This window comes from Geomonas limicola, assembly GCF_014193675.1.
GTDB classification, from domain to species: Bacteria; Desulfobacterota; Desulfuromonadia; order Geobacterales; family Geobacteraceae; genus Geomonas; species Geomonas limicola.
The window spans coordinates 218299-229963 of the sequence record NZ_BLXZ01000003.1 but is presented as its reverse complement, the minus strand read 5'-3'; the positions used below and the strand labels follow the sequence as shown (position 1 = coordinate 229963).

At 63.2% G+C, this 11665-nt stretch carries 12 protein-coding genes; 9 read left to right on the top strand and 3 right to left on the bottom strand.

Going from position 1 to position 11665, the window contains the following annotated elements:
* The first annotated feature begins 31 nt into the window (after nucleotides 1-31).
* The 6 genes from ribD (at nucleotide 32) to H7688_RS08140 (ending at nucleotide 5735) form a co-directional block, all read left to right on the top strand.
* Complete coding sequence (gene ribD, locus H7688_RS08165; RefSeq protein WP_183360586.1) at nucleotides 32-1135, top strand: bifunctional diaminohydroxyphosphoribosylaminopyrimidine deaminase/5-amino-6-(5-phosphoribosylamino)uracil reductase RibD; 1104 nt, start codon at nucleotides 32-34, stop codon at nucleotides 1133-1135.
* Nucleotides 1136-1355: 220 nt separating this feature from the next.
* The gene (locus H7688_RS08160; RefSeq protein ID WP_183360585.1) at nucleotides 1356-2000 is read left to right on the top strand and encodes a riboflavin synthase; all 645 of its coding nucleotides are present in this window, start codon (nucleotides 1356-1358) and stop codon (nucleotides 1998-2000) included.
* 40 nt (nucleotides 2001-2040) lie between these two features.
* Nucleotides 2041-3243 (top strand): bifunctional 3,4-dihydroxy-2-butanone-4-phosphate synthase/GTP cyclohydrolase II, encoded by a 1203-nt coding sequence (locus H7688_RS08155; RefSeq protein ID WP_183360584.1) that lies wholly within the window; start codon nucleotides 2041-2043, stop codon nucleotides 3241-3243.
* Nucleotides 3244-3418: 175 nt separating this feature from the next.
* Nucleotides 3419-3886, top strand: coding sequence for a 6,7-dimethyl-8-ribityllumazine synthase (gene ribH / locus H7688_RS08150; RefSeq protein WP_183360583.1), 468 nt, complete (start codon nucleotides 3419-3421; stop codon nucleotides 3884-3886).
* A 1-nt stretch (nucleotide 3887) separates the two neighbouring features.
* Nucleotides 3888-4325: a transcription antitermination factor NusB gene (nusB, locus tag H7688_RS08145; protein WP_183360582.1), complete on the top strand. Its 438-nt coding sequence runs from the start codon at nucleotides 3888-3890 to the stop codon at nucleotides 4323-4325.
* 102 nt (nucleotides 4326-4427) lie between these two features.
* Nucleotides 4428-5735, top strand: a complete 1308-nt coding sequence (locus tag H7688_RS08140; protein ID WP_183360581.1) for a homoserine dehydrogenase — start codon at nucleotides 4428-4430, stop codon at nucleotides 5733-5735.
* Nucleotides 5736-5971: 236 nt separating this feature from the next.
* On the opposite strand, the gene H7688_RS08135 is transcribed toward H7688_RS08140, so the two are convergent.
* The 3 genes from H7688_RS08135 to H7688_RS08125 form a co-directional block, all read right to left on the bottom strand.
* Nucleotides 5972-6520 carry a hemerythrin domain-containing protein gene (locus H7688_RS08135; protein ID WP_183360580.1) on the bottom strand — a complete coding sequence of 183 codons (549 nt, stop codon included), beginning with the start codon at nucleotides 6518-6520 and terminating at the stop codon, nucleotides 5972-5974.
* Between the two features lie 4 nt (nucleotides 6521-6524).
* Entirely contained in the window at nucleotides 6525-6983 is a 459-nt protein-coding gene (locus H7688_RS08130; protein ID WP_183360579.1) for an iron-sulfur cluster-binding oxidoreductase, read from the bottom strand.
* A gap of 61 nt (nucleotides 6984-7044) precedes the next feature.
* Nucleotides 7045-7263, bottom strand: a complete 219-nt coding sequence (locus H7688_RS08125; protein WP_183360578.1) for a hypothetical protein — start codon at nucleotides 7261-7263, stop codon at nucleotides 7045-7047.
* A 302-nt stretch (nucleotides 7264-7565) separates the two neighbouring features.
* Between H7688_RS08125 and H7688_RS08120 the strand changes: the two genes are divergently transcribed.
* The 3 genes from H7688_RS08120 (at nucleotide 7566) to H7688_RS08110 (ending at nucleotide 11574) form a co-directional block, all read left to right on the top strand.
* Complete coding sequence (locus H7688_RS08120; RefSeq protein ID WP_183360577.1) at nucleotides 7566-8225, top strand: peroxiredoxin-like family protein; 660 nt, start codon at nucleotides 7566-7568, stop codon at nucleotides 8223-8225.
* Nucleotides 8226-8396: 171 nt separating this feature from the next.
* Nucleotides 8397-9485: a 6-phosphofructokinase gene (locus H7688_RS08115; RefSeq protein ID WP_183360576.1), complete on the top strand. Its 1089-nt coding sequence runs from the start codon at nucleotides 8397-8399 to the stop codon at nucleotides 9483-9485.
* A 97-nt stretch (nucleotides 9486-9582) separates the two neighbouring features.
* Nucleotides 9583-11574: a methyl-accepting chemotaxis protein gene (locus H7688_RS08110; RefSeq protein WP_183360575.1), complete on the top strand. Its 1992-nt coding sequence runs from the start codon at nucleotides 9583-9585 to the stop codon at nucleotides 11572-11574.
* Nucleotides 11575-11665 lie beyond the last annotated feature (91 nt).

Here is an 11665-nt window from a genome sequence, read left to right as displayed (position 1 = left end):
CCCAGCCCCTAATCCCTGCTGCTGAGGTTTCATGTCCGCTTTCAATATGAAGATGATGCGCCAGGCGCTGGCACTGGCACGGCGGGGGGTGGGGAAGACCGCACCGAACCCGGCGGTCGGGTGCGTCATCGTGCGCGACGGTGTCGTGGCCGGACGCGGCTGGCACAAGAAGGCGGGTACGCCGCACGCCGAGGTGCACGCCCTCAACGATGCGGGCGAGCGGGCCGCCGGCTCCGACGTCTACGTGACGCTGGAACCCTGTGCCCACTTCGGCAAGACTCCCCCCTGCGCCCGCGCCCTGGTAGCGGCGGGTGTCGCCCGCGTCTTCGTGGCGATGGTCGACCCGAACCCGCTCGTCGCGGGGAAGGGGATCGAGATCCTGCGCGAGGCGGGGATCGAGGTGGAGGTCGGGCTCCTGGAAGCCGAGGCGCGCGAGCTGAACCTCCCCTTCATCAAGTGGATCCAGACCCGGCGCCCCTACGTGATCCTGAAGAGCGCGCTTACCCTGGACGGCAAGAGCGCCACCGCCACCGGCGACTCGCGCTGGATAACCGGCGACGCCTCGAGGCGCCTGGTGCACCGGCTGCGCGGCCAACTGGACGCCATCATGGTCGGCGTGGGGACCGTCATCAAAGACGACCCGCAGCTCACCTGCCGGGTCCCCGGCGGCAAGGATCCCATCCGCATCGTGGTCGATTCCGGTCTGCGCCTGCCGCTGCATGCCGCCGTTTTCAATGCACACTCCGCCGCGAAGACCCTGGTGGCGACCTGCTGCGGCGACACCGCGAAGATCGCCGCGGTTGCCGCGCATGGTGGCGAGGTAGTTGCCTGTGGCGCCAGGGAGGGGCGGGTGGACCTCGAGGACCTTTTCGAGCAGTTGGGCGCGATGGGGATCCAGTCCATCCTGCTGGAAGGGGGCAGTCACCTGGCCGGAGCGGCGCTCAGGGCGGGCCTCGTCGACCGCCTCATGATCTTCTTCGCCCCGAAGCTCGTGGGCGGCGTCGGCATGGGACTCTTCGCCGGTCAGGGAGTGCTCAAGATGGCCGACGTCCTGCACCTGGAAGAGATGAAGGTCGCCCGCAGCGGTAACGACCTCGTGGTAACCGGAATCCCGGTGGTGAGAGGCAGGGACTAGGGGATTAGGGACTAGGGATTAGGGATTAGGGATTAGGGATTAGGGATTAGGGACTAGGGGAAAGGCAACAAACCCGGGACCTGGGGAGGGAGCCCCTCGCCTTGTAACTGGTAGTTATTCAGCGGCAGCTAAATTTGTTGGCAGGCAGGAGCGAAGGTGCGGCAAGGACTTTTCCAGTCCCCAGCCCCTCGTCCCTAGTCCCCGCCTTTAGGGGTTTCACGTGTTCACAGGTCTCATTGAAACAGTCGGCGAACTGGTCGGCATCGAGAAACGCGGCGCCTCCGGAAGCCTGACGGTGAAAACCGTGCTCCCCGCCGACGAGATTCCCATCGGGGCCTCGGTCGCGGTGAACGGCGCCTGCCTCACCGTGGTGCGCAAGGGGGGGGGCACGCTCACCTTCGACATCTCCCCGGAGACCATCGAATGCACCGGCTTCAAGAACCTGAAACCGGGCGCGCCGCTCAACCTGGAGCGGGCCATGCGGCTCTCGGACCGCCTCGACGGCCACCTGGTCTCCGGCCACGTGGACTGCGTGGCGAGCATCGTCGACAGGCGCGAGCACTCCGGCAACCTCGTCTTCACCTTCCGGGTGCCGGTGGAGTTCGCCAAGTACATAGCTCCCAAGGGCTCGGTGGCCATCGACGGGATCAGCCTCACCGTGAACCAGGCCGGAGCCGACAGCTTCAGCGTGAACATCATCCCCCACACCGCGGCCCAGACCACGCTGCTCCAGAAAAGGGTCGGCGACCAGGTGAACATCGAGACCGATCTGATCTGCCGCTACCTGGAAAGGCTCTTGGCGGGTCGGGATCAGAAGCAGGGCGGCATTTCATTCGAACTGCTTGCCAAAAACGGATTTCTGTGAGATTGTGGCCATTTAGCGTCACCGATTGCGAGGGATTTACATGTCAGTAGCAAGTATTGAAGAAGCCATCGAGGAGATCAGGGCCGGCAGGATGGTCATCCTGGTGGACGACGAGGACCGCGAAAACGAGGGCGACCTCACCATGGCGGCGCAGTGCGTGACGCCGGAAGCCATCAACTTCATGGCCCGCTTCGGCCGCGGCCTGATCTGCCTGACCATGACCGCCGAGCGCTGCGACCGCCTCGACCTCCCCCCCATGGTGCAGAGCAACACCTCGTCCTTCGGCACCGCCTTCACCGTCTCCATCGAGGCCAAGCGCGGCGTCACCACCGGTATCTCCGCGGCAGACCGCGCCCATACCATACTCACCGCCGTGGCCCCCAACGCCACCGCGTCCGACCTGGCCCGCCCCGGGCACATCTTCCCGCTGCGCGCCAAAAACGGCGGGGTGCTGGTGCGTTCCGGCCAGACGGAAGGGTCCGTCGACCTGGCGCGCCTTGCAGGGCTCGAGCCCTCCGGCGTGATCTGCGAGATCATGAACGAAGACGGCACCATGGCCCGCATGCCGGAACTGAAGAAGTTCGCCAAGGAGCACGGCCTCAAGGTCTGCACCATCGCCGACCTGGTGGCCTACCGCCTGAAGCACGAGTCCCTGGTGCGCCGCTCCGTCGAGGTCGCACTCCCCAGCGCCTACGGCGATTTCCGCGCCGTCGCCTTCGAGAACGACATCGACAAGCTGGAGCACCTGGCCCTGGTGAAGGGCGACATCCGCGGCGACGAACCGGTGCTGGTCCGGGTGCACTCCGAGTGCCTGACCGGCGACGTCTTCGGCAGCGTGCGCTGCGACTGCGCCGACCAGCTGCACGCCGCCATGGAGCAGATCGAGAAGGCAGGTGCCGGCATCATCCTCTACATGCGTCAGGAAGGGCGCGGCATCGGCCTTACCAACAAGCTCAAGGCCTACGCGCTGCAGGACCAGGGTAAGGACACCGTCGAGGCGAACCTGGCCCTGGGCTTCAAGGCCGACCTGCGCGATTACGGCATCGGCGCACAGATCCTGGTGAACCTGGGGGTCAAGAAGATCCGCCTGATGACCAACAACCCGAAGAAACTGGTCGGCCTGCAGGGATACGGCATCAACATCGTCGAGCGGGTGCCCATCGAGATCGCGCCGTCCAAGAGTAACGCCAAGTACCTGAAGACCAAGCGCGACAAGCTCGGCCACCTTTTGGAAAACATCTAAGCACCGTTTTTGCCACGGAGCCACCAAGCACACCGAGAACTGCAAAGGGTATCAAAGGTTTCGTGCCGTACCCTTTCAGGTAGATGCCGTACCCTGTGCGGTCCCTGTTTTTCCTCCGTGACCTTGGTGGCTCCGTGGCTAACCCGTTTTTTTATTCTTACTACTGGAGTGAGACATGCCTAAATTCATCGAGGGAAAACTGACGGCCGAAGGGATCAAGGTCGGCATCATCGTGGGCCGCTTCAACAGCTTCATCGGCGAGCGCCTCCTGGAAGGGGCCCTCGACGCCCTGGTCCGCCACGGCGCGGACGACAGCCAGATCACCGTGGCCCGCGTGCCGGGTGCCTTCGAGATCCCGCTCGCCGCACAGAAGATGGCACAAAGCGGCAAGTACGACGCCCTCATCTGCCTGGGCGCCGTGATCCGCGGCTCCACCCCCCATTTCGATTACGTCGCCTCCGAGGTTTCCAAGGGGATCGCCCACGTATCGCTGGCCACCGGCATCCCGGTCGCCTTCGGGGTGCTCACCACCGACACCATCGAGCAGGCGATCGAGCGCGCCGGCACCAAGGCCGGCAACAAAGGTTTCGATGCGGCAATGACCATCATCGAGACGGTTAACCTGTTTAAGGAGATTGACTAAGTTGAGTGCACGTAGAGAAGGTCGGGAACTGGCGCTGCAGGCGCTTTACTCGAAAGACCTGGTCCCCCAGGATGCCACTGCCACCCTGAAGAGGATCATCGAGAGCTTCGCGGAAGGCGACGAGCCGACCCTGGAGGTCCACTCCAAGGCGTTTGCCTTCGCCTCCGAACTGGTGAGCGGCGTGGTCGAGAACATCGACGCCATCGACGAGCAGATCGCCGCCAAGTCCAAGCACTGGAGCATGTCGCGCATGGCACGCGTCGACCTGAACATCCTGCGCCTTGCGGTGTTCGAACTGTTGTTCCGCCCTGATATCCCGAAAAACGTCACCATGAACGAGGCGATCGAGGTGGCCAAGAAGTTCGGCGCCGAGGACTCCGCGGCTTTCGTGAACGGCATCCTGGACGAAATCGCCGCCGGGGTGACCGGCAAGGAGTAGCCGACGCGAGCTTCCTAGCGGTGACCGTCGCAAGTCCGCCATTTTCCGGTGACGCGGCCGGCGGTTCCGTGCAGCACCTCTGACATCAGATTGCGAGGGAATATGAAAGAGATCAAGGTAGGCCTGTTGGGATTTGGCACCATCGGTGCCGGTGTCGTGAAGCTTTTGAAGGAGAACGCCTCCCTCATCGAGGAGAAGACCGGTGCCCGCATCACCCTGAAGGCGCTGGCCGACCTCGACATCAGCACCGACCGCGGTGTCGACGTGACCGGGATCCATCTCACCAAGAACGCGGACGAGATCCTGGCCGATCCCGAGATCGCCGTGGTCGTCGAGCTGATCGGCGGCTACGAGCCGGCGCGCAGCTTCGTCCTGAAGGCGATCGCGCACGGCAAGCACGTGGTCACCGCCAACAAGGCCCTGCTCGCCGTGCACGGCGACGAGATCTACGCCGCGGCACGTGCCCAGGGGGTCGAGATCCTTTTCGAGGCCGCGGTGGGCGGCGGCATCCCGGTGCTCTCCGCCATCAAGGGGAACCTGGCGGCGAACCGCTTCTCGACCGTGCTCGGCATCGTGAACGGCACCTGCAACTACATCCTGACCCGGATGACCCAGGAAGGGGCCGATTTTGCCGAGGTGCTGAAGAGCGCGCAGCAGATGGGGTATGCCGAGGCCGATCCCACCTTCGACATCGAAGGGGTAGACACCGCGCACAAGCTCTGCCTGCTCCTGTCGCTCTGCTTCGGGACCCGGGTGAACCTCAAGGACATCTACTCCGAGGGGATCACCTCCATCTCCGCCGAGGACGTCAACTTCGCCAAGAGCTTCGGCTACCGGATCAAGCTTCTGGCCATCGGCAAGCGCGACGGCGAGCAGATCGAGGCGCGCGTGCATCCGACCATGATCCCCATCGACTACCCGCTGGCCGACGTGCACGGCGTCTTCAACGCCATCCGGCTCACCGGCGACTTCGTGGGGCCGGTCATGTTCTACGGCCGCGGCGCCGGTCGCGATGCCACGGCGAGCGCCGTCATTGGCGACGTGATGGACCTGGGGCGCAACATGGAGGCCGGCATCTCGCGCCGCTGTGCGCCCCTTGGCTTCCTGGACCAGATGGTGACCGAGTACCCCATCAAGCCCATTGGCGACGTCGTCACCAAGTACTACATCCGCTTCCAGGCCGTGGACCGTCCGGGAGTGCTGGCCCGCATCGCGGGGGCCCTGGGGGCGAGCGGCATCAGCATCGCATCCATGGTGCAGAGCGCGCGCAGCAGCGACATCGTCCCCATCGTCATCATGACCCACGAGGCCCGCGAGGCCGACATCCGCAAGGCTCTGGCCGAGATCGACGGCTTCGACGTGATCCGCGAGAAGAGCACCTTCATCAGGATCGAGGACAACCTGACCTAAAACCGAAAAGTCAGCACACGGATTGCGCGGAAACTAGCGGATGTGACTGATGAACAAAAAAAAGACCTTGGGAATGGACCCAAGGTCTTTTTTGTTTTCTCTGTCATCCGGCCGCGTAGCGGGTCGGCTTTCGTTTTTGAAGTACCTCTCAGGTTTAGGCCTTTTTCTTCATCCGTGACATCCGCCGCACCTTCCGCTCAATCCGCGTCTAAAGGTTTTGACCTGGTTTTAGCCCGTTACCCCTTCTCGTACTTCTCCACCACGGTGCGGTAGTGCTCCTCGAGCCCCTCCTGCGCGGCGGCTTCGGCGCGCTGATACGCTTCTGCGATGCCGTCGCGTACCGATTCCGGCAAGACCCGCTCCGCCAGGGGGTAGAGGATCTCGTCTTCCTTGGAGATGTGCTCCCTCAGAAGCTCCAGGTAGCCCCGGGCGTTGGCGACGATGGCGTCGTTTTGGTCGGTCTCCCCCTTGAGCGCCTTGCCGGCCGCCTCTTCCATGGCTTTCACATAGGAGCGACCCAGGTCGTGCTCCATCAACATGGCGGCCACCGGGCTGTTGGCCCGCGGCATGCCGTTGGCTACCAGCGCCTCGAACAGGACATCCTCCTCCTTGGCATGGTGGAAACGGTCCGCGTAGTTCCTGATGAAATCAACCCCGTCCAGGTAGAACTGGTAATCCGTGAAGGTACCTGCCTCGGTGAGCCGCGCATTCTTTTCCAAGAGCGCCAGCATCCTGAGGATCAACTGGTGCTCGTCTTTCAGCCTCTGGGTGATGTCCCGCTTCATATCCCTAGCTCCTTCTTTCCCCGTTGATGCCGATGACGGCGGTCTCCAGTGCGATCTCCTTGCCGGAGAGCTGCAGAGCCTGCCGCACCATCATGTCCAGACCGCGGCAGCAGGGGACTTCCATGATCGCCACGGTGACGCTCTTCACGTTGTTGACCCGGAAGATGGTGGCGAGCTTCTCGACGTACGGTGCGGTGTCGTCCAGTTTCGGGCAGGCGATGGCCACAGCCTTCCCTTTCAAGAGGTCGCTGTGGAAGCTCCCCAGCGCGAAGGCCACGCAATCGGCGGCGATCAGGATGTCGCTGTCCTGGAACCAGGGGGCGGTGGGGGGGACCAGGTGCAGCTGTACCGGCCACTGACGCAGCTCGCTTGCTGCCTTCTCGGTGGAGGAGGTCTCTACCGTTTCGTTTCTCTCGATGATCCTTGCTGCGCTACCGGGGCAACCGCATGCCGAATGTGCCATGATGAATCTCCTTGTTTAGTCTAGTATGTTGGTGTTTGAAAGTGGTGAGAAACCGGATCGATTAGTTGTTGCTGTCCAGGTACTGGTTGATTTCCTGTTCGACTGCTTTTTCCTGCTCGGGGGAGAGACCGTGGATCGAGACGACGTCCTTTAAGAGGCAGATGCCGACCTTGCAGGTAACGCAGCCGATCTCGTAGCGGTTCAGGATCTCTCCGATCTGCGGGTACTTCGCCATCACGTCCTGTATTGCCGTTTCGCCTAAGCCGTTTTTGAATTCCATCTCTGTCTCCTCCGTCGTCCTTCGATGATCCCAAGATACCGAGTCCGTCGCTATTTGTTTATGACCTGGGTCAAAAATCCTTGTTTCTTCGCTGTTGTCTCTTTTTCGTCTCCGGAAGGGCCGTGTGCGCTTCCTTCGATGTGGTGAGCTTACTGCGCCTGGCCGCGATTCGTTATGATCTGGATCAAAAGATCGCTCATTGTCCAATTTCTCGAAAAACCTTAAAATGTATAGACTGATTGACGTTTTCGATGAATTGCGTAAACTGGTGGCGAAAAAAGTTCTGCCAGGGAGGGGCTGTAATGGAACCGGAACTCAGAACGCAGATCGAGGAACTGGAGCGGTCCCTGCCGCCTCTGCCCCCCGAACAGTCCCAACAGCTGGAAGACGCGGCCCGGGAACTTGCCCTTTCCGGCATCGCCGAGCGGGTCCTCAAGGCCGGTGTCCAGGCTCCCGATTTCACCCTCCCCAACGCGGTGGGCAGGCCGATCAACCTGGAGCAGGCCCTCAGGGGCGGTCCGGTGCTGGTTACCTTCTACCGCGGCATCTGGTGCCCCTACTGCAGTCTGCAGCTGCGTGCCTACCAGAAGATCCTCCCCGAGATCATGAGGCTGGGTGCAACCCTGCTGGCCATCTCGCCGCAGAGCCCCGACAAGTCGCAGGCCACCCTCCTGAAGAACTTCCTGATGTACGAGGTGTTAAGCGACGCCGGCAACCAGGTGGCCCGGCAGTTCGGCCTGGTCTACCAGGTCCCCGAGGCCATCCGTCCCATCTACACCTCGCTGGGGACCGACCTCCCCGCCTACAACGGTGACGCTTCCTGGGAGCTTCCCATACCGGGGACCTTCCTGATCGGTGCCGACCGGCGCATCCTGCTCTCCTATGCCGACAGCGATCCAAGAAACCGCCTGGAGCCCTCCACCATCATCGAGGCCCTCGAGGTAGTCGCGGAGCATGGGTAGAGGCAGGGGGTAGAGGCAGGGACTGGGGATCGGGGACTGGGGATCGGGGATCGGGGATCGGGGATCGGGGATCAGGGATCAGGAACCGGGGAGCTGGTCCAGGCTCTCCGAAAAAACGATTAGTTTCTAGTCCCTAGCCCCCAATCCCTAGTCCCTGCCTTAAGGAGATCTATGAACAAGAAGAGAATCGGCATCCTCACCGGTGGCGGCGACTGCCCCGGATTAAACGGCGTGATCCGCGGCGTGGTGCGTGCCGCGGTGCGGCGCGACTGGGACGTGGTCGGCATCGAGGACGGCTTCGACGGCTTCCTGCACCAGGAGAAGTGCCGCCTGCTCTCGCTGGAAGACGTCCGAGGCATTCTGCCGCGCGGCGGCACCATCCTCGGCACCACCAACCGCGGCAACCCCTTCTCCTTTCCCATCATGCGCGAGGGGAAGATCGAACTGGTGGACGTCTCGGACGAGGTGGTCTCGCGCATCGAACTCCTGGGGATCTCGGCCCTGGTCGTGGTGGGGGGCGACGGCACCCTGAAGATCGCCCTCGAACTCATGAAGCGCGGCGTCCCCATCGTCGGCGTCCCGAAGACCATCGACAACGACCTGTTGGAGACCGACGTCACCTTCGGCTTCAATACGGCGCTGGAAACCGCCACCGACGCGCTCGACAAGCTGCACTCCACCGCCGAGAGCCACCACCGGGTCATGGTGCTCGAGGTGATGGGACGCTACGCGGGGTGGATCGCACTCGAGGCCGGCATCGCCGGCGGTGCCGACGTGATCCTCATCCCCGAGATCCCCTACGACATCGAGCGGGTGGCCCAGGCCATCGTGGAGCGCGGCAGGCGCGGCGGGCGCTTCAGCGTCATCGTGGCCGCCGAAGGGGCCTATCCCAAGGGGGGGAGCCGGGTGGTCAAGGAGGCCGCCGGCGGCAAATCGGTAGTGGAGCGGCTCGGCGGGGTAGGGGAGAAGATCTCCCACGAACTGGGCGGGGTGCTCGAGATGGATGTCCGGGTCACGGTGCTCGGACACCTGCAGCGCGGCGGTTCCCCCTCCACCTTCGACCGCTGCCTCTCCTCGCGCTTCGGGGTCCAGGCCGTGGAACTCATCGAGGCGGGAAGCTTCGGACAGATGGTCTGTCTCAAGGGGCGCCAGATCGGCGCCGCCCCCATCGAGGACGCGGTACGACACCTGAAACTCATCGATCCGGATGGTGCCCTGGTGCGCCACGCCGAGGAACTCGGCATAATGCTGGGACGTTAAAGATACAGTTGACTTCGCCCAGCCGCTGCCTTAGACTGCAAAAAATTCCCCTGTCGGCCGTCGGCCGCGTCTACAAGGTGAACGAGGTGGCACTGTTATGAGAAAACCAATGGTCGGGGCCAACCGGAGTCAGCTTTACGCGCTGATCGGTTTCTTCCTCGGCATCCTGGCTCCCGTCGGCTGGAACGTGCTGCGCCTGGCCCTCTTCGCCGACCCTTCGCTCCCACTTCTTTCCCAGATCTTCACCGAGATGACCCAGAGCGCCCAGGGGCTTGCGCTCTACGCCTACATGGGCTTCGGCACCGCGTGCGTACTTGCCATCCTGGGCTACTTCATCGGCGGCGCCGCCGACGAATTGCACAAGAGGGGGCAAGAGCTCGACGCCCTGGTGCACGAGGTGAACGCCCAGAAGAAACTCTTCGAGAACCGCTACAAGGTGCTCGACAACAACATCAAGAACTTCCACAAGATCGGCTCGAAAATCCAGAAGAGCATCCGCAAGGACGACGTCCTCGCCCTGTGCGTCGAGGGGCTGCACGAGGTCCTGGCCTACGAGCGGGTCAACGTTCTCATGGCCAACCCGGAGAAAACCGAGCTGTACTTCGCGGCCTCGGCCGGCAACGACACCGTGGTGAGTCACGAGACCACCATCCCGCTGGACGCCCGTTCCGGCGTAGTCTACAAGTGCTTCCGTGACCAGCAGGTCCACTTCATCGAGAACATCGGCGACTACCCCGCCGATTACCTGTTGCAGGCCCCCTTCGACATGATCGAGCCGTTGCGCTCCTCCTGCTTCATCCTCTGCCCCATCGTCCTCAAGGGCGAGACCATCGGGGTCTTCGGACTGGACAACAAGAAGAGCCACCGCGCCCTCAACGACACCGACGTCGACACCATCCGGCTCTTCGCGGATCAGGCGGCCGCCGCCTTCCTGCGCATCAGTCTTTTGGCCTCCATCGATCAGCTGACCCTGGAGCTGGGCAAGACCTTCACCGAGCTTCTGAAAAACCGCGACGCCTACTCCCGCAACCTCTACCGGCTGAAGAGCTCCGCCGACTCGCTGGCCAACGGCTCGCAGAAGATCGACTCCACCGCCCACGGCGTGATGGAATCGGTCGATTGCGCCTCGGTCGCCGCCGGCCAGATCTCCATCGCCACCGACCAGATCACCGGCAACATGGATGCCCTTTCCGACTCGGTGTACAAGTCGGTCTCCGCCATGGAGGAGATCGCCTCCACGCTGAGGCAGGTGGAGCGCAACACCTCGCTCTCCCACGGTCTCTCCTCCCGGGTGAAAGAACACGCCGAGCAGAGCCGCGAGGTGGTGCGCGAGACCGAGCAGTCCCTGGACGACATCCAGCGCTCTGTCGAGCTCTCCTTCGAGGGGATCAAGCGCCTGGGTGCCAACAGCGGCCGCATCGAGGGGTTCGTCTCGGTCATCAACGACATCACCAAGCGCACCAACCTGTTGGCGCTGAACGCCTCCATCATCGCGGCGCAGGCCGGGGAGTACGGCAAGAGCTTCGGCGTGGTGGCCGACGAGATCCGCAACCTCTCGCTGCAGACCGGGCTCTCCACCGGCGAGATCACCGGCATCATCGACGAGATCATGACCGAGTCGCGCATCGCCGCCGACAACATCATGGCCACCAAAGAGCTGGTGCGTAAAGGGGTGAAGCTCGGCACGCTGACCAGCGCGTCCCTGGAGAGCATCCTCGAGAGTGCCCGGGAAGCGCTGGAGATGACCCGGCAGATCAAGCTCGCCTCCGAGGAACAGTCGCGGGCCGTGCAGTCGGTGAGCCAGTCCATCGAGACCGTGAGCTCCATGACCATGCAGATCTTCAAGTCGTCCAAGGAGCAGGCGACGGCGACCAAGAGCGTGGCGCGCTCCCTCGAGGATGTGAAGGCGATGAGTCACGACATGGCAGACGCCGCAGGGCGGCAGACCGTGGATGGCGCCGACATCCGGGCAGCCGTCGAGTCGGTCACCAAGATGGCCGATGCCATCTTCGACGGCATGGAGAAGCGCCAGGAGGAGAGCGGTCTCGTGGTACAGGAACTGGAGTGCATCAGGGCGAGCGCCGAATAGCGCCGCAATGGATATCGGCAGCAAACGTCCCCCTTTCGCAGCAAGCGGAAGGGGGTCTTTCTTTGGGGCAATGAGTGGCTTAGAAGACTGG

Coding starts and splice junctions, on each gene's coding strand:
- ribH (WP_183360583.1), top strand. CDS start 3,419: ATGCCTAAATTCATCGAGGGAAAACTGACGGCCGAAGGGATCAAGGTC.
- H7688_RS08135 (WP_183360580.1), bottom strand. CDS start 6,520: ATGAAGCGGGACATCACCCAGAGGCTGAAAGACGAGCACCAGTTGATC.
- H7688_RS08125 (WP_183360578.1), bottom strand. CDS start 7,263: ATGGAATTCAAAAACGGCTTAGGCGAAACGGCAATACAGGACGTGATG.
- H7688_RS08140 (WP_183360581.1), top strand. CDS start 4,428: ATGAAAGAGATCAAGGTAGGCCTGTTGGGATTTGGCACCATCGGTGCC.
- H7688_RS08120 (WP_183360577.1), top strand. CDS start 7,566: ATGGAACCGGAACTCAGAACGCAGATCGAGGAACTGGAGCGGTCCCTG.
- H7688_RS08155 (WP_183360584.1), top strand. CDS start 2,041: ATGTCAGTAGCAAGTATTGAAGAAGCCATCGAGGAGATCAGGGCCGGC.
- ribD (WP_183360586.1), top strand. CDS start 32: ATGTCCGCTTTCAATATGAAGATGATGCGCCAGGCGCTGGCACTGGCA.
- H7688_RS08110 (WP_183360575.1), top strand. CDS start 9,583: ATGAGAAAACCAATGGTCGGGGCCAACCGGAGTCAGCTTTACGCGCTG.
- H7688_RS08115 (WP_183360576.1), top strand. CDS start 8,397: ATGAACAAGAAGAGAATCGGCATCCTCACCGGTGGCGGCGACTGCCCC.
- H7688_RS08130 (WP_183360579.1), bottom strand. CDS start 6,983: ATGGCACATTCGGCATGCGGTTGCCCCGGTAGCGCAGCAAGGATCATC.